The organism is Marinomonas foliarum (assembly GCF_003337275.1).
In the GTDB taxonomy this organism is placed as follows: domain Bacteria; phylum Pseudomonadota; class Gammaproteobacteria; order Pseudomonadales; family Marinomonadaceae; genus Marinomonas; species Marinomonas foliarum.
This window is the reverse complement of sequence record NZ_QPJQ01000002.1, coordinates 154,656-172,181: the sequence shown is the minus strand read 5'-3', so window position 1 is coordinate 172,181 and position 17,526 is coordinate 154,656. Positions and strand designations below refer to the sequence as shown.

11 protein-coding genes are annotated in these 17,526 nt (G+C 45.5%); 9 read left to right on the top strand and 2 right to left on the bottom strand.

The genetic code is table 11. The annotated features are described in order from the left end of the window. Window positions 1-575 precede the first annotated feature (575 nt). The 8 genes from DFP77_RS01805 to DFP77_RS01770 all read left to right on the top strand — a co-directional run bounded on the left by DFP77_RS01805 (window position 576) and on the right by DFP77_RS01770 (window position 14,775). On the top strand, window positions 576-2,168 hold the full coding sequence (locus tag DFP77_RS01805) for an ABC transporter substrate-binding protein (RefSeq protein ID WP_114410583.1): 1,593 nt from the start codon (window positions 576-578) through the stop codon (window positions 2,166-2,168). Window positions 2,169-2,290: 122 nt separating this feature from the next. Further along, window positions 2,291-3,301: an ABC transporter permease subunit gene (locus DFP77_RS01800; protein WP_114410582.1), complete on the top strand. Its 1,011-nt coding sequence runs from the start codon at window positions 2,291-2,293 to the stop codon at window positions 3,299-3,301. Between the two features lie 10 nt (window positions 3,302-3,311). Continuing rightward, window positions 3,312-4,226 (top strand): dipeptide ABC transporter permease DppC, encoded by a 915-nt coding sequence (gene dppC, locus DFP77_RS01795; protein WP_114410581.1) that lies wholly within the window; start codon window positions 3,312-3,314, stop codon window positions 4,224-4,226. An 11-nt stretch (window positions 4,227-4,237) separates the two neighbouring features. Then, window positions 4,238-5,206, top strand: a complete 969-nt coding sequence (gene dppD / locus DFP77_RS01790) for a dipeptide ABC transporter ATP-binding protein (protein ID WP_114410580.1) — start codon at window positions 4,238-4,240, stop codon at window positions 5,204-5,206. Continuing rightward, window positions 5,203-6,231 (top strand): peptide ABC transporter ATP-binding protein, encoded by a 1,029-nt coding sequence (locus DFP77_RS01785; protein ID WP_114410579.1) that lies wholly within the window; start codon window positions 5,203-5,205, stop codon window positions 6,229-6,231. The genes dppD and DFP77_RS01785 overlap by 4 nt, the downstream gene beginning before the upstream one ends. A gap of 164 nt (window positions 6,232-6,395) precedes the next feature. Then, a complete protein-coding gene (locus tag DFP77_RS01780) occupies window positions 6,396-11,258 on the top strand; it encodes an alpha-2-macroglobulin family protein (RefSeq protein WP_181858479.1) in 4,863 nt (1,620 codons plus the stop codon). Further along, a complete protein-coding gene (pbpC, locus tag DFP77_RS01775; protein ID WP_114410577.1) occupies window positions 11,258-13,546 on the top strand; it encodes a penicillin-binding protein 1C in 2,289 nt (762 codons plus the stop codon). Before DFP77_RS01780 ends, pbpC begins: the two co-directional genes overlap by 1 nt. A 272-nt stretch (window positions 13,547-13,818) precedes the next feature. Next, entirely contained in the window at window positions 13,819-14,775 is a 957-nt protein-coding gene (locus DFP77_RS01770) for an AraC family transcriptional regulator (RefSeq protein WP_114410576.1), read from the top strand. A gap of 68 nt (window positions 14,776-14,843) precedes the next feature. Here DFP77_RS01770 and DFP77_RS01765 read toward each other — a convergent pair whose 3' ends face one another. Together DFP77_RS01765 and DFP77_RS01760 are read right to left on the bottom strand one after the other, a co-directional pair. Further along, on the bottom strand, window positions 14,844-15,908 hold the full coding sequence (locus DFP77_RS01765) for a DcaP family trimeric outer membrane transporter (protein ID WP_114410575.1): 1,065 nt from the start codon (window positions 15,906-15,908) through the stop codon (window positions 14,844-14,846). Between the two features lie 185 nt (window positions 15,909-16,093). Then, window positions 16,094-16,552 carry a YehS family protein gene (locus DFP77_RS01760; protein ID WP_114410574.1) on the bottom strand — a complete coding sequence of 153 codons (459 nt, stop codon included), beginning with the start codon at window positions 16,550-16,552 and terminating at the stop codon, window positions 16,094-16,096. A 238-nt stretch (window positions 16,553-16,790) separates the two neighbouring features. On the opposite strand from DFP77_RS01760, the gene DFP77_RS01755 reads away from it, so the two are divergent. After that, window positions 16,791-17,408, top strand: a complete 618-nt coding sequence (locus DFP77_RS01755) for a LysE family translocator (protein WP_114410573.1) — start codon at window positions 16,791-16,793, stop codon at window positions 17,406-17,408. Window positions 17,409-17,526: the final 118 nt, after the last annotated feature.

Below are 17,526 nucleotides of genomic sequence, written 5' to 3'. Positions count from 1 at the left end.
CTCCACACTCCCTCTTATTTTCAAGAGATGGACTTGTGTTGCTTGTTTCCTCACCTTATCTTCAAGGGGGTGGATTAAGCAGGAGTTGTTCTCGTTTTAGCCACACAAAAACTCGCTAGAAAACCTCTTTCGACCTCCATTCTTTCCACTTCTTGCAGATTATTTAAAAAATAAAGCCCTTTTCCTTCCCTATTCCTTACGTAGAAATTCACCTGCTAAACCTTTGTTTTCAAGGCTTTCATCGCTTTATCTAAATTTTGTATTCATTCCACGTATAGGACATATCGTTATTTCGATTGGTTATTTAAATTGGCTTAAGTACTCTTCAGTGACGCTGTTTTTGAGGTTTCTGTTTATTCAGGCTCATCATTTATAGCTAAAGGGGGCTCAGGGACGAGGCAGAGCAACCCCATTCGAACTAGGAGTTTGGATGGGGTTTGTTTTAAAAACTGTAAAAGACTCGAACTAACAAGATGGCTCTTAACCTACCCAAGATAATCACAAAAGTAACGAATACCTTGATTCGACTTCCCACGTGTTAAACACGAATATAATTATGCTAATGGAGAGTTACAATGAAAAAAGGGTTAGCAAAACTGACGCTTGCACTCATGGCCGCTGGAGCAATTGGCACATCCGCTCACGCAGCATCCACACTAGTTTATTGTTCAGAAGGTAGCCCAGAGGGCTTTAACCCAGCGTTCTATACTGCTGGTACAACTTTTGATGCGACATCAAAAAACATGTTCAACCGTTTAGTCGAATTCAAACTTGGAACGACTGAAACAGAGCCAGGCTTAGCAACAAGCTATGATGTATCAAGCGATGGTCTTGAATACACTTTCCATTTACGCAAAGGCGTGAAGTTCCATTCTTCAAAAGACTTCAAGCCAACACGTGACTTTAACGCTGACGATGTAATTTTCACTTTCGATCGTCAAGGCAACAAAGAAAACCCTTACCACACAGTGTCCGGCGGCTCTTACGAGTACTTCACTGGCATGGGTATGGATACTTTGATTAAAGAAATGGTAAAAATCGACGACTACACCGTTAAGTTCGTTTTGACGAAACCAGAAGCGCCTTTCATTGCTAACCTTGCAATGGACTTCGCGTCTATTTTCTCTAAGGAACAAGCCGATTTCTACATGAAAAAAGGCACACCTGAAAAGCTAGACATCGATCCAGTTGCAACAGGTCCTTTCCAAAAAGTTCAGTACCAAAAAGATTCTTTGATCCGCTACACAGCGTTTGAAGACTACTGGAAAGGCAAAGCAAAAGTTGATCGTCTTGTTTTCTCTATCACACCAGATGCCTCTGTTCGTTACGCGAAATTGAAAGCGGGCGAATGTGATATTATGCCGTACCCAAACCCTGCAGATCTTAAGCAAATGGAAGCGGATCCAAACATCAACCTAATGAACCAGGAAGGTTTGAACGTTGGTTACTTGGCATTTAATACACAGAAAAAACCGTTCACGGATCCTCGTGTTCGCCAAGCCCTAAACTTAGCAACGGATAAGAGCGCTATCATTGATGCGGTTTTCCAAGGCGCAGGTAAAGTCGCTAAGAACCCAATTCCACCAACCATGTGGTCTTACAACAAAGACATCGTTGATTACCCATACGACCCTGTAAAAGCAAAAAAACTGCTTGCTGAAGCAGGTTATCCAGATGGTTTCTCAACCAACATCTGGGCAATGCCTGTACAACGTCCATACAACCCAAATGCACGTCGTATGGCTGAAATCATGCAAGAAGACTGGTCTAAAGTTGGCGTAAAAGCGGAAATCGTTTCCTACGAATGGGGTGAGTACTTAAACCGCTCTAAAAAAGGTGAACACGATACCGTATTGCTAGGTTGGACTGGTGATAATGGTGACCCAGATAACTTCCTATACGTATTGCTAGGTTGTGACGGCGTTGGCGGCTCTAACCGTGCACAGTGGTGTAACGAAGAGTTCAACAACTTGCTTCTAAGTGCAAAACAAACATCTGACAAAGCAGAGCGAACTAAGTTGTACGAAGAGTCTCAAGTTGTTTTCAAACGTGAAGCTCCTTGGATCACTGTTGCTCACTCAGTTGTTTACGAGCCAATCCGTAAAGAAGTGAAAGGTTACAAAATTGACCCACTTGGTGGTCACTACTTCTACAACGTCAGCAAGTAATCAACGTTTAGAAATACGGTCTTCGGACTAAACAAAACATCTGCTCGCTGGGACGCGAGCAGATGTTTTGCTGACCGAGCAAAATACTCGGTCGCATAACATCCCAAGAGAGCCTGTCCTTTATGTTCCAATTTATTTTCCGTCGCTTAAGCCTTGTTATTCCGACCTTCCTCGGGATTACCTTGCTGACTTTTACCCTTATTCGCTTAATTCCCGGTGATCCAATCGAAGTCATGGCTGGTGAACGCGGTGTGAGCGCAGAGCGCCACGCTGAGTTGAGTGCCCAGTTAGGATTTGATCAGCCTTTGTACATGCAGTATTACAACTATGTCACTGGCGTTTTACAGGGAGACCTAGGCAACTCCCTCATTACCAGAGAACCGGTAATGAAAGAATTCCTCACACTTTTCCCGGCCACGATTGAACTGGCTTTTTGTGCGGCTATTTTTGCAATTCTAATCGGTTTGCCCGCGGGTATTTTTGCTGCGGTAAAACGAGGAACCGTGATAGACCATTCGGTGATGACGTTTTCTCTCACCGGTTATTCCATGCCCATATTTTGGTGGGCGCTACTATTGATGTTGGTATTTTCCGTTAATCTGGGTTGGACACCCGTCTCTGGACGGATCGACGTGGTGTACTGGATAGACGACGTTACCGGCTTCATGCTGATTGACTCATTATTGTCCGGTGAAGAAGGCGCGTTTTCTTCCGCGGTTTCGCACCTGATCTTGCCAAGTATTGTTCTCGGCACCATCCCTATGGCGGTTATTGCCCGTATGACGCGCTCTTCTATGCTGGAAGTATTAAGCGAAGATTACATTCGTACCGCTCGCGCGAAAGGTATTGCACCTTGGCGAGTCATCGTGATTCATGCGCTGCGTAACGCCTTGATCCCAGTAATTACCGTTATCGGTCTGCAAGTGGGTATTTTGTTATCCGGCGCCATTTTGACCGAAACCGTGTTTGCTTGGCCGGGGATTGGTAAATGGTTGATCGAGTCTATCGGACGCCGTGATTACCCCGTTGTACAAGGCGGTATTTTGATTGTCGCTTGTATCATCATTGTCGTGAATCTCTTGGTGGATATCACTTACGGCATTGTTAACCCACGAATTCGACACAGCCGATAAGGAGGCGTTTATGACAACATCTACAAAAACGTCCACGACAGACATTCCATTGACTGCGCCAGTACCAATGACGCCATTACAAGAGTTTTGGCACTATTTTAGCAGCAACAAAGGCGCTGTAGCCGGTTTAGTCGTTATTGCGATTATTTGCTTTATGGCAGTCTTTGCTAACTTTGTTGCGCCGCATTCCCCTTCTGACCAATATCGCGATGCGCTGTTATTGCCACCAGCATGGCTAGACGGTGGTAACTGGTCATTTGTATTAGGAACGGACGATGTAGGCCGAGATATTTTGTCTCGCTTAATTTATGGTTCACGTCTTTCTATTGCCGTTGGCCTAGTCGCGGTTACCGCGTCTTTGATCATGGGTATTTTGCTGGGTCTGATTGCAGGCTACTTTAAAGGCATGATAGATACAGCCATCATGCGTATTGTCGACATCATGTTGGCGATGCCAAGCTTGTTGTTGGCGATTGCGATCGTTGCCATCTTAGGGCCAAGCATCGTGAATGCTGCCTTGGCGATTTCCATTGTCTCGCTACCGCATTATGTGCGTTTGACCCGTGCGGCGACCATGGCCGAAATGTCCCGAGATTATGTGACATCTTCACGCGTAATCGGTGCTAGCCCACTGCGCCTGATGTTCATCTGTATCTTGCCAAACTGCTTAGCCCCATTGATAGTGCAAGCAACGTTAGGCTTCTCCAGCGCCATCCTAGATATGGCAGCCCTTGGCTTTCTTGGCCTTGGCGCACAACCACCCACTCCTGAATGGGGTTCTATGTTGGCCGATGCGTTGCAGTTTGTTCAGCGCGCGTGGTGGGTGGTTACTTTCCCCGGTTTGATGATTTTGATCACAGTACTGGCGTTTAACCTCATGGGCGATGGCTTGCGTGATGCCCTTGATCCCAAGTTGAAACAGTAAGAGAGGTTGTTATGTCACTGTTACAGTTGGAAAATTTAAGCGTTACCTTCGGCAATTTTCGCGCCGTAGATAACATCAGTTACAAGGTCGAAGAAGGGGAAGTTCTCGGCATCGTTGGGGAATCTGGCTCAGGTAAGAGTGTAAGTTCATTGTCCATCATGGGCTTGATCGACTTCCCAGGTAAAGTTAGCGCAGACCAATTAACCTTCGATGGTCAAGATCTGCAAGCTATGCCAGAAAAGCAACGTCGTAAGCTAACAGGCTCAGACATTGCGATGATCTTCCAAGATCCAATGACCAGCCTTAACCCATGTTTCACCGTGGGTTATCAGATCATGGAAGCGTTAAAAACGCACCAAGGCGGCAGTAAGAAAGAGCTGCGAACCCGTGCGATTGAGTTGCTAACACAAGTCGGTATTCCGGCACCGGAATCACGTTTGGACAATTACCCTCATCAACTGTCAGGCGGCATGAGCCAGCGTGTGATGATTGCCATGTCCATTGCATGTGATCCACGCTTATTGATCGCAGACGAGCCGACAACCGCGCTAGACGTGACCATTCAAGCACAGATCATAGATCTATTGATCGAGCTACAACGCAAGAAGCAAATGGGCTTGGTGTTGATCACTCACGATTTGGCTCTTGTGGCCGAAGTGGCTCATCGCGTTATCGTCATGTACGCGGGTCAAATCGTTGAATCTGGCCCAGCGTCGGAAGTGTTCAGCACACCGAAACACCCGTACACGCAAGCCTTACTGGCTTCTTTACCAGAGTCTGCCTCTGGCAAAGCACGCCTTGAAGCGTTACCAGGAGTGGTTCCAGGTCAATATGATCGCCCATTGGGTTGCTTGCTTAGCCCACGCTGTCCTTATGCGACGGACCATTGTCGCAAGGTTGAACCTGCGAACCAAGGCGACCTTGATCGCCAAGTGAAATGCCATACGCCATTGGACCGCGAAGGGAGACCAGCCGCATGAACCAATCCGATAGCAAGTTAATTTTGAAAGCCGAAGATTTAAAACAGCATTACCACGTCAAACAAGGTCTGTTTAAGCCTGACGCGGTAGTGAAAGCCGTTGATGGTATTAGCTTCAATCTTGAAAAAGGCAAAACCTTGGCGGTAGTAGGCGAATCTGGTTGTGGTAAATCCACTCTTGGCCGCATGCTGACCATGATTGAAACACCGACCAGCGGCAAGCTAGCGCACCTTGGTGAAGACTTACTTACCTTGAGCGCAGATGCTCAAGCGAAGCTGCGCCAGAAGATCCAAATCATTTTCCAGAACCCATATGGTTCATTAAACCCGCGTAAGAAAATCGGCGCTATTTTGGAAGAACCTTTGGTGATTAATACCAAGCTTTCCAAAACAGAGCGCAAAGAAAAAGCTCTCACGATCATGGCGAAAGTCGGCTTAAAAACCGAACATTACGACCGTTATCCGCACATGTTTTCTGGTGGACAGCGTCAGCGTATCGCCATTGCTCGTGGCTTGATGCTCGACCCAAATGTCATCGTCGCTGACGAGCCCGTGTCGGCACTGGATGTATCGGTTCAAGCGCAAGTATTGAACTTGATGATGGATTTGCAGGAAGAATTTGGTTTGAGCTATGTGTTCATCTCCCACGATTTGTCCGTGGTCGAGCACATCGCTGACGACGTCATGGTGATGTACTTGGGTAAAGTGGTGGAACAAGGCTCTCGCGAACAGCTGTTCGAAAACCCTAAACACCCTTATACCTTAGCATTGCTTTCTAGTACGCCGCAGCTTTCACCAGATAAGCGCCGTGTGCGTATTAAGCTACAAGGCGAACTGCCTTCACCGCTTAATCCACCTTCTGGCTGTGCTTTCCACGGGCGTTGCAGCTATGCCAACGACCGCTGTAAAACCGAAACGCCATTGCTGCGATTAGACGATCAAGCGGAGCAAGAACAAGGCCACATGATTGCTTGTCATGCTGTGGAAGAAAACCGTATTGAGGCCATTGCGGTGGGTGCGGCGTAAGCTGCTAACAGCCCTCTCTTTCAGTTTTGTCTATATTAACGCCCGCAAGGGCGTTTTTTTATTAAGTGCTCTCCTTACTCTATGGACCATCACCTATTCACCTTGTAACCCACTGTATGAGCTTATAGAATCCATTGCCTATAAACGCAAAAGGGATGCTTGTCATGCGGTCAGTTCTATCCGGTCTCCACCTCATTTGGATGAGTTTGTTGCTGCTTTCCAGCACGCTCCACGCGGCGGATTTTTATATTTCTGATGTCAGCGAAACTACTCAAGACAAGGCTCCCGCCTTGGTGATTCGTTTTACCGAAGCCATTGACCCTCAAAGCGACCTAAGCAAATCAATTTCTGTGACACCCAATCCCACCACTGGCAATATCTGGATACCGCAAAATAATGGTCGCCAATGGGTACTGCCATTTGTTGAACCCAGCACCGAATACACCATAAAAGTCGACACCAAACCAAAATCGCTTACGGGAAAAGTGCTGACCGAGAAAGACAGTAAAGGTAACCTTCATAGCTTTGAACGAACCGTTAAAACCCGCGCAATCGTTCCCGGCGCCAATTTTTCCGGTAAAGGCAGCTTTCTTGTCGGTAATATTCAAAATGGCATTCCAGTCACTGTTATCAATCAGAAGTCGGTGGACTTAGATGTCTTTCGGGTTCGTGATGACGCTTTAGACCGTTTTCTTGATGAAACATCATTGCAAGGAATGAACGATTACTACAGCCTTACACGACTAAAGCAATACGCCGATTTGGTGCATTCTGCACGCTATGAAAATGATGCCAAAGCCAATCAACGTAAGACCTACAATTTAAATTTAGATCCCGTCTTAGAAAAGAATGCTCCGGGCATTTATGTGGCCGTTATCCGCAAGCCAGGTGATTATGACTACGCCTACGACACGGCAGTTTTCACCATCACAGACATCGGCTTACACGCCAGAAAATACAAAGACTCTTTGGTGGTTTACAGTCACTCCATTGCCACGGCAAAACCAATGGCTAATGTTAATCTACGGTTTTTGTGGCCGAAAACAGATAAACAAGCGGCCCACGATCAAGCCGCCACAAGTGGACAAGACGGCAGCTACCAATTATCGACCAACGACTTGCCACAATCCGTGGTTGCTCGTCATGGCGACAGCATTACCTTCTTAAAATTAGACCGTGATGAATTAGACTTATCCGCCTACCCAAATGTGCCAAGCTTACATCGCCCTTACCAGATGTTTATGTACGGCCCGCGAGACCTTTATCGCCCTGGCGAAAACGTTTCGATTAATTTATTACTGCGAGATTTTGACGGCCAAAAAGTGGCGAATCTACCACTGCAAGCTCGACTTTACGATGCTCGTGGCGAACGCAAAAAACAGTTCACTTGGCAGCCCGACAGCACCAATCTTTATCAAACTGGTTTCCAATTAGGCGACAACGCGCCAACAGGAAAATGGCGTCTTGAAGTCAGCATTAATGACGATTATGTGGATACTTACTGGTTTCAGGTAGAAGATTTTTTACCGGAAACCCTGACGCTGTCCTTTTACGATGATGTTCCTAATCAAACTCGCTATGCTCCCACCAATAGCAAATTTTATGTTCCTATCCAAGGTGATTACCTTTATGGTGCGCCTGCTGCTGGCAATGATGCCGATGCGGTTATCACTGTCACACCTTCGACGACACCGTTTCCTTCGCTAAAGGATTATTACTTCGGCAATGCCAACGAAAAAATCAACGGCCGCACGCTGAAAACCGACGCAATCAAACTGGATAAAGATGGCAAAGGGATGATTTCCATCCCCGATAATTGGGCCAGCACGCCAGTGCCATTGCGCTACCTTGTTAGCGCCAGCGTTTACGAAAGTGGCGGTCGCCCCGTAACTCGGAATCAGAGCGTCATACAGTTACCAGACTTCGAAAAGTTGGTTGGTATCCAGCCATTATTTAAAGGTCGACCTGCATCCAATGAAACGCTGCAATTTAAGTTATTGAGTGTCGATCAAGAAGGGGAACCGGTTGCTGACAAACTCAGTGTTCGCCTGTCTCGAAATTACCGAGAGTACTTCTGGGAATACAACGAATCCCGAGGCTGGTACTGGAATTATCAAAGCCATATTTATACGGTTGGTAATGAAAATATTGCCGTCAAAGACGACGCCGTCACCGTCGATTTCCCTGTGCAATGGGGCACGTATATTTTGGAAGTCACCTCTGAAACGGGAGCCAAAAGCACCTTTGAGTTTGAAACGGAGTGGAGTTGGGATAACCAAAGCAGCAGCAATTTAAAACCCGACATGTTGCAAATGTCGTTGGATAAAGATCACTACGAGCCAGGCGATAAAGCAACATTGCGTTTAACCAGTCCTGTTGCTGGTGATGGCATTATTAATGTGGAACCCACTAATGGCGTTCAATACAGCCTGCATAAGAACATCGAAAAAGGCACAAATGAAGTTAGTTTCGATGTACAACAGAATTGGAATCGACACGACTTATACGTCACAGCGATGGTGTTAACGCCAGCGGACCAAGTCACCGAAGTCGCACCAAAACGCGCCTTAGGAATTGTGCATTTACCCATCATTCGCCCAGATGCCATTGCCGACGTAGAGCTGACCACCGAAGAAAAAGTTCAGCCAAACAAAGTAGTTAGCGCGCATATTAAGGTAGCGAATGTATCAGTACTTGGGAATCAACCGCTTTATGCAACGGTCGCTCTTGTTGATAAAGGCGTGCTGAATATTACGCGCTATAAACCACCTCAACCTGAGCAGTATTTTTATGCTCCGCGTCGTTTTGAATCGGCGTATTTCGATATCTATGGCAAGATCATAAATAACCTAGGTTATGACATGATCCGCCAGAAATTTGGTGGCGATGCCTTTAATGAATCTGATGCAGAACTCAGCCGCGGCGGTAAAAAGCCAAAATCTGATGTGCAAATTATCTCCTTCCTGAGTGAGCCGGTTGCTCTCGTCAATGGCGAAGCCGATGTCAGTTTTGATCTGCCTAATTTCAATGGCAAATTGGAATGGATGGTCGTGGTCTATGGTGATCACAGTTACGGCAGCGCTCACAACGAAATGATTGTCGCTGACAAGCTTGTCTCGCAAATTGCCATGCCGCGTTTCCTTGCGATGGGTGATAAGAGCCAAATCAGCATTGACCTGCATAACCTTTCCGATGCCAAGCAGACATTTGATGTCAGTGTAGAAGTAAATGGCGCCATCATTAGCGAAGGTTTGCAGCAGAACCTAGAGCTTGCCGATAAAGAAAAAACCGTGCTTTCCATTCCTATCAAAGGCTCGGACATGGAAGGCCAAGGTGTCATTACACTTAATGCCACCAATGGCGACGACATCAATATCACGCGAACGTGGCGACTTGGTGTGCGAAGCCCTTATCCTTGGGCAACGAACCAATTACGTGCGACGCTTGAGCCAGACGAACAGTGGAAGCCGAGCTTTGATATCAGCTCATTGCGAGACAGCAGTGTTCAAGCGATGTTAACGATTTCTAATCGCCCTGCGATCAACTTTAGAAGCCAATTTGAAAACTTGTTACAGTACCCTTATGGCTGCGTAGAACAAACCACCAGCTCGACTTACCCTTGGCTGTTGTTAAATGAAGACATGGTCAATCAGCTCGATTTGCATGACAGTATTGAACAAGAATTTAACCAACCCTTTAGCGAAGCCTTCCGTCTAAAGCAAATCCAGGACGGAATCGAAAAACTTAAGTCAAAGCAATTGAGCAATGGCGGCTTTGGCTACTGGGATTCGAGCAGTTGGGAATCTCGCTGGGGCACCGTTTATGCTACAGAGTTTTTAGTCGATGCGCGTAAACAAGGCGTTGTCATTGATGATGATATGCTAAAACGCGCCATCGAAAGATTGACCTTCTTTGTCAACAATAACCCTGAAAGCGATATGTGGAGCGAAAGCTCTGATTATTATCAGTTCTCTTATCGTGCTTATGCTGCGTTTGTCTTAGCCAAAGCGGATGCCATTAGCTTGAGCTTCGTTCGTAGACTCTATGATCAATCATCGACAACAGAACTAAACGAATCTGGACTTGCTTGGATGCACTTAGCAGGTGCATTACATCAATTAAATGACACTTCAAGAGCCCAAACAGCACTTGAACTGGCTCTAAAGATTGACCGCAAACAGTATGCTTATTATCGTGATTACGGCTCTATTGTGCGCGATCAAGCCCTTAGTCTTGCGGTTGCCTTAGAGCTTGGACTGGATGACGGAGATCTAGTTGATAAGATGATTGAGAGCCTACAAAGCAAACGCTGGTTCAGCACTCAAGAGCGCATCGCTTTATTAAAAGTGGCTCGCCAGTACGCCAATAACAACAGTGAATGGCGTGCGAACATCCAATTACCTTCTGGTGAACAGTCGCTAGTAAAAGAACAGGCATTCAACTCTGTATTTGATGCCGACCAGTTGCGCAAGCTCAAAGGCATTACCGCAGACGACCAAAAACTGTATGTCAGCCTGCAATACCAAGGCGCACCTAAAAACACCCCAGAGCCATACAGCGAAGGGCTGCGCATTAGCCGCCAGTATTACGACCTAACAGGTCAACCGACGACACCAACCACATTAACCAGTGGGGATTTGCTCATTGTGGAATTGAATGTGTCTACGGTGGATGATGACTTACGCATCCCAGACGCCTTGGTGATTGACCTTTTGCCAGCAGGCTTGGAATTAGAGAACCAAAACCTCAGCAATGCCAGCGTCGATCTAGACAGCATTATGATTGACGAAAAGCCGCTTGGTCGTTACTTCCGTGAAAACAACCTGCTGTATCAAGAGTATCGAGATGATCGCTTTGTGGCTTCCGTGAGCCTTTCCGATAAATCTGTGAAGAAGCTCTATTACCTAGTTCGTGCTGTCACGCCGGGGACTTATCAGGTCGCACCGCCCTTTGTAGAAGACATGTATCGTCCTAATTACCGTGCCATTGGTACGTCGATTACGACCTTGGAAATACAGCCTCGTTAATGGCGCTGTTGAATAGTCGATTCCGGTTATGGGTTTGTTTGCCTATCGCCGGAATGCTGTTGTTTTTGTCTTTCTTGTTATTCGACAAGCTTGTGCCAGTCGACTTGGAATCCCGCTCGTTGAGCCAAACCGTTCTTGCTGAGGATGGTTCGATTTTGCGTAATTTTGCTGATGACAACGGCGTGTGGCGCTTTCCTGTTAGCTTAGACGAGGTTTCCCCAAACTACCTAGAAGCGCTCATCACTTACGAAGATCAATACTTTTACTATCACCCCGGCGTCAATGTGTTTGCTCTCACTCGCGCTACTTGGCAATGGATAAGCACAGGCGACATCGTCTCTGGCGGCTCAACCTTGACCATGCAAGTGGCTCGCATACGTTACCCAGAACCCAGAACCGTATGGGGAAAACTCAAAGAAATCGTCCGTGCTCTGCAATTAGAGTGGCATTTTAGCAAAGCAGACATCCTCACCTATTATCTCAACCATGCGCCCTTTGGTGGCACCTACGAAGGCATTCAAGCCGCTTCCTTGGGTTACTTTGGTCATAAGGTGAAACAACTGACAGACGCCCAAGCGGCTCTTTTGGCGGTTTTGCCACAAGCACCCAGCTATTACCGACCAGATCGACATAACGAACGCGCCCAGCAAGCTAGGAACAAGTTGATGCGCCGTTTAGTAACACTGGAAGAGTGGTCAAAAGAGCGCTTAAACGACGCATTAATCGAAGACATTCCCACCATAACCAAACAAGACTACCAATCGGCGCCATTGCTCGCCCGCCGATTGGTAACACAAAGCACTGCACCTCAGATCAAAACCTTTATCCACTCTCAATGGCAAGGCCAGATCAGTAACCTACTGAGAAATTATGTCCATGGAATTGGGCAAAAAGTCTCGGCTGCAGCCTTGGTTGTCGAAAACGAGACAGGCAAGGTAAAAGTCTACGCAGGATCGGCGGATTTCAATGACAGCAGCCGTTTCGCTTACGTGGATATGGTTCAGGCTACTCGCTCGCCAGGTTCAACACTTAAACCCTTTATTTACGGTATAGCATTGGATGAAGGCTTAATTCATAGCGAAAGCTTATTGATGGATGTGCCACTCAAGTTCGGGGACTATCAACCCGACAACTTCAACGGTGGCGTCAGTGGACCAGTTTCCGTCACCCATGCTTTGCAAAAAAGCCTGAATATTCCCGCGGTACAAGTATTGGAACAGCTCAAGCCCATTTACTTTTTCTTAAAAATGCAAAAAGCAGGCATCGAGTTGAAGCTTCCGATCGGGGCAAAGCCTAATCTGGCGGTGGCTCTCGGTGGCGTTGGCTCTGACTTAGAAGATCTTGTCTATGCCTACACCAGCCTTGGGAACAAAGGCCAAGCACGACATCTGCGTTTTAGTCCTACCGACCCACAATCACAGCAACCGCTGTTGAGCGAGGGCGCAGCTTGGGTTATTCGAAAAATATTATTAGATAATCCAGATTCTGTTTCTGGCTTAGCGGTGAAGACCGGCACAAGCTATGGATTCCGCGATGCCTGGGCGATTGGCGTGAGCCAGCATTACACATTAGGCGTTTGGATTGGCAGACCCGATGGTGTTCCCATGCCCGGCCATTATGGCCAAGTTACCGCAGTGCCATTATTAAACAATATTTATCAACGGCTAAACGATCAGCGCCCAGCCCCACAAATGCCCGACAGCGTGTCCAAAGTAGACATATGCTGGCCACAAGGTGACATGGTTAAAAAGGATTGCGAGGAAAGCCACAGCGCTTATATCCTCGATGGCACCATTCCTAAGACTTGGTACAACACTGCGTCGCTACAGCAGCCATTCAACCAAGCAGAATTTCAATTCTGGCAAGCGAATGATTCCAAGTTACGGGTCAATATCAGCTGTCAGATCGAAGCCAAACGCCAAAAGGTCACCGTTTGGCCTGCACCGCTAGATAACTGGCTAACACCAGAACAACACCGATCTTCTCGGATACCTAGCTGGGACCCTAGATGTGAAACAACAGGCAATATCATTCGCCAATCAGCAGTCCGTATCCATGGACTCACAGATCAAGATGCGTTCCAGCTACCTAAGCAACAAAATCGCAATATCCGCATTTCAGCCGAAGGAGGCGAAGCGCCTTTCTACTGGTTTTTAAACGGCGTTCTGTTACCAGAGCAGCAAAGAAAAGCCACATTAAAAGACCTAAAATCCGGCAACTATCAACTAACGTTAATAGACCAAGCGGGCTCAAGAGACCAAGTCGAATTCTCGGTTCTTCTCTATTAGAAAATGAAGCCGTTTTTCGCCATTAGACAACAGGCTTTCCACTCTCTTGCTATCAAATTGATTACTCCTAGGTCTCTCATCACTTCTTATCATCTGTCAGAAAAATAATTTACAGGAATATTGTTTACTATATCAATAATTGATGTACTAACCTCAAAATTGGATGACTAAGTCAAACCACCAAGCATTACACTTCATAGGCGCAGTAAAACGAATTCAAAGTTTTACCTAGATTGCTAACTTATAAAAATAATTAATGCATTGGTGTAAATATGAAGTTTGATTTTTCTATCTACGACCTTCATGTCGCAGAAGCTTCTTCGCAAACGCTAACAAACATTTTACGAGATAAGGCGTTTGGGGAGTATTATTTCATCCAGAGCTCTCCGCTCCAGAAACTTGCAAAGTTAACGTTCAAGGAATTCGGGCCACTTTCCATTTTAGAATACGAAGCTGGCACCAGCACAAATATTCGTGCGTCTAAAGTATCAAGTGCTTACTTCCTACATATCATTCTCTCTGGCCATAGCATCGGTAAATCTAATAATGAAGTACGTACATTGCGGGCCGGCGACTCCATTTTAATCATGCCTGGCACTCGATTTGAGTCAAATAACTCCAAAAGCTGCCGAAAGCTTATTGTTAAAATTCCAACGGATTTTTTACATCAAACCGCACGAAAGTTCGGCTATGTAACGACAAAAGACCCCATTCAATTCGAACATAAAGCCAATGTATTCCCAATGACAGGGCCTTTATTTAACCTGCTTAATGATATGTTACAACAGGATAAACGCACTCTTTGCGACCGTGCATTGATCTACTACTGTCGACTATTTAATAGTGCAATTCTAACCATGTTCAAGAGCAACTTTACCCAGCCTCAGTCTACTTTGTCACTTCACCGTCATGTCGAGCGCGTGCGGAATTATGTACTGGATAATATTACAGCAGACATAACAATCGATGAATTAGCCAAGGTATGCCAGATTAGTCGCAAATCCTTGTATAACCTCTTTGAAAGAGAAGCAGGGCTAACGCCGTCCGCTTACATACGCCGTTTAAAATTAGAAAGCATTCACTCCGAATTAAAAAACAATGAACGCATTAGAAATGTGACACAAGTCGCGCTGGAGTATGGTTTTACAAATTTGGGGAGATTCTCAGCTCAATACAGAGAACAAATTGGGGAATTGCCTTCTCAAACGCTAAGGCATTTTACTCATTAACCTAGAGCTAAAAAAAACAGACTAGGCAAAAGGGTAAGGCCCAGTCTGTTCTTGCTAGTGCTCTTGTATTAGAACTTGTACATCGCCATGATTTCGACTTGCTGTCCAGCAGGACGCGTTACAATGCTACCGCTCGCAGCGCCATTAGTCGCCGCACTTTGGTCTCGTAGCTCAACACCAATATCAAGCCCTGGAAGGAATGTATAAATCATATTGGCTGTGGTGATGGTTAGCGTATCATCAGCCAAGCTTGAAGCATCTGTAGACACTTGACCATAGCGTAGATTCGCTCGTAGCTTATCACTCAACTTATGACCAACGCCCGCTGAAAAACCAGTGACCGTCAATAGATCGCCATTACCATCTAATTCAGCAGAACCAGCAGTTCCAGCAGCTCCGTTGTAACCCCAACCAGCATAAATTGCGGCACCCGTACCAGAGAAGCCGCTTACAGATACGCTTGTATCACCAAATTTCAGCTTTGCAGCCAAAGACAACGCGGCACCAAATTTCGACTCACTATCGTTTGTATCAGACGGCGTTGTGTCGACGTCTCTACCTGTAACCGACACGTTATAAGCATGGCCTTCGGCGGTTCTATGTGTGTATCCGACAACTAAATCAGGAAGGCTTGCATGACTATAAAGAGGATCCTGTGCCGTTAATCGCAAACCACCCTTTGCATAATGCGCAACAAGGTCAGGTCTTACTACCGCTCCGTTCCCTGAAACCGTACCAATACCCGTTCCATAGAAGTTAATCATTTCGGTGTCAAAAGGCGCATTGGCAAAAAACTGCCCAGTCCATGTTTGCCCTACAGTTAAATTATCAACAGTAATGGTTGCATGACGTAGACGAAATACTGAAGAAGCACCCCGGAAGTCGCCTTCAATAAAGCCTTTCAGTTTATGGTCGCCCTCTTGGCGGCTAGTGGTAAAATTCAAGCGTGACTGACTAGCACTGCTTTCAAACGTACTACGGCTCTCATCTGGGTTGTTAAACACACCCTCAGCCTTAAGATAGCCACCAACACTAAATTGAGTACCATTAAAATCACCCAATTCAAGCGCAAAACCTTGAGAAGATAAGCCTGCAATAATAACCGCTTGTGCGACTTTGTTTTTAATCAACATATGAATACCACCCTACTTACTAACATTTATATTTATAATTAGAGGGTCAATATTGCAGAGGATTGCTCATCCAAATATCCATATAGTGCAATCTTTGTACACTGGGTGAAAAGACAATAAAAAAGCCGCTACCTAGTCGGCAGCAGCTTTTTTATTGAAAGCACGAAGTTCTAAAAGATTAGAAATTACACGCGAAACTGTTTTTGTAATCCCATCAGGAAGTTACGCAAGATTTGGTCTTTGCATTCGCAGTAATGGCGGTTATCTGGCTTGCGGAAAAAAGAACTTAGCTCATGTTTGCTAAGGTTGAACTCTGCTAGCGACATAATATCGAGGATTTCCTCTGCTTGCAGATTCAAGGCGATGCGTAACTTCATAAAAATAGCGTTATTCGTTAGGCGTTTTTCAGGCACTGGCTGCGGGCCTTCACGCTTGCCACGTTTCGTGTTAATAAAGCCATTTAGGAAGGTCGCCATTTCTACATCAATCATTTCAACATAGCCTGCATCGTCTTCTTTTTTTAGCCAGCTGGTGACTTGCTCTTGTGAAGCAATGCCATCTGCCGCAGCAAAGATATCTACTATCTCTAGCTCCTTTAGATCAAAAGTGTAGCGAAGGCGGCGTAAAATATCGTTGTTGTTCAAAATGATTTCCTAGTGTTAGGGGGCATGAATATGACTAAGGCGAGACTCTAGCAGATGTCGTAGAAGATACCTATCAATGTCACTAGATACGCAAATATATCATCAATTTCATACAGGTATTGATGTTATATTTTCGTTATATTAAGTAGACATCAAACTAGTTACTTTATAAGTTTTAAGATAGCGATTTGATGTTATCAAAACCCATATCAGGATCCACTATAAAAGGATATTACTTATGATTAGTATAGAGTTTTTAATCACGTCCCTAATTCTAGTTCTCATTCCCGGTACAGGCGTTATTTACACTATTTCTACTGGGATTTTTCTGGGCATCCGCGCCTCATTCGCTGCAGCATTAGGCTGTACTTTGGGTATATTACCTTCGATGTTAGCCAGTATTTTCGGTCTCGCTGTGATTCTTCATACCAGCGCTTTGGCTTTTCAAGTTATTAAATTTATTGGTGTTGCTTACTTGTTGTACCTAGCTTGGTGTATGTGGAAGGACACAGGCGGAGTGCAACTAGAAAATAAAAAAGAGCTGAAAGTAAACTTAGTACAAATTGCTTTAAAAGGCTGTTTAATCAATGTATTAAACCCAAAACTCACTATTTTCTTCTTAGCCTTTTTGCCGCAATTTATTTCTTCTAGTATGAGCTCAGCAACCAGTCAAATGTTACTACTTGGTGGTATTTTTATGGCGATGACGCTCCTTATTTTCATTTTGTACGGCATGCTCGCAAGCAAAGCTCGTCAATATTTAATTGGCTCCTCTAAAATCACCAAATACCTACAACAAACCTTTGCTGCAAGCTTTGCACTATTAGGTATAAAACTCGCACTGACCGACCGTTAAACTATGCAGAAGATTTTCTGAATACAACGCACACACTTAAAAATCGCCCCTGCTAAAGACACAAAAAAACGCCCATTTTCGAAAATGGGCGTTTTTTAGTTCCGTTATAGCTTAAAGC

What these genes read in the sequence shown, in the direction of transcription:
- DFP77_RS01805 (WP_114410583.1), top strand. Translation starts at nt 576, where the DNA reads ATGAAAAAAGGGTTAGCAAAACTGACGCTTGCACTCATGGCCGCTGGA.
- DFP77_RS01800 (WP_114410582.1), top strand. Translation starts at nt 2,291, where the DNA reads ATGTTCCAATTTATTTTCCGTCGCTTAAGCCTTGTTATTCCGACCTTC.
- dppC (WP_114410581.1), top strand. Translation starts at nt 3,312, where the DNA reads ATGACAACATCTACAAAAACGTCCACGACAGACATTCCATTGACTGCG.
- dppD (WP_114410580.1), top strand. Translation starts at nt 4,238, where the DNA reads ATGTCACTGTTACAGTTGGAAAATTTAAGCGTTACCTTCGGCAATTTT.
- DFP77_RS01785 (WP_114410579.1), top strand. Translation starts at nt 5,203, where the DNA reads ATGAACCAATCCGATAGCAAGTTAATTTTGAAAGCCGAAGATTTAAAA.
- DFP77_RS01780 (WP_181858479.1), top strand. Translation starts at nt 6,396, where the DNA reads ATGCGGTCAGTTCTATCCGGTCTCCACCTCATTTGGATGAGTTTGTTG.
- pbpC (WP_114410577.1), top strand. Translation starts at nt 11,258, where the DNA reads ATGGCGCTGTTGAATAGTCGATTCCGGTTATGGGTTTGTTTGCCTATC.
- DFP77_RS01770 (WP_114410576.1), top strand. Translation starts at nt 13,819, where the DNA reads ATGAAGTTTGATTTTTCTATCTACGACCTTCATGTCGCAGAAGCTTCT.
- DFP77_RS01765 (WP_114410575.1), bottom strand. Translation starts at nt 15,908, where the DNA reads ATGTTGATTAAAAACAAAGTCGCACAAGCGGTTATTATTGCAGGCTTA.
- DFP77_RS01755 (WP_114410573.1), top strand. Translation starts at nt 16,791, where the DNA reads ATGATTAGTATAGAGTTTTTAATCACGTCCCTAATTCTAGTTCTCATT.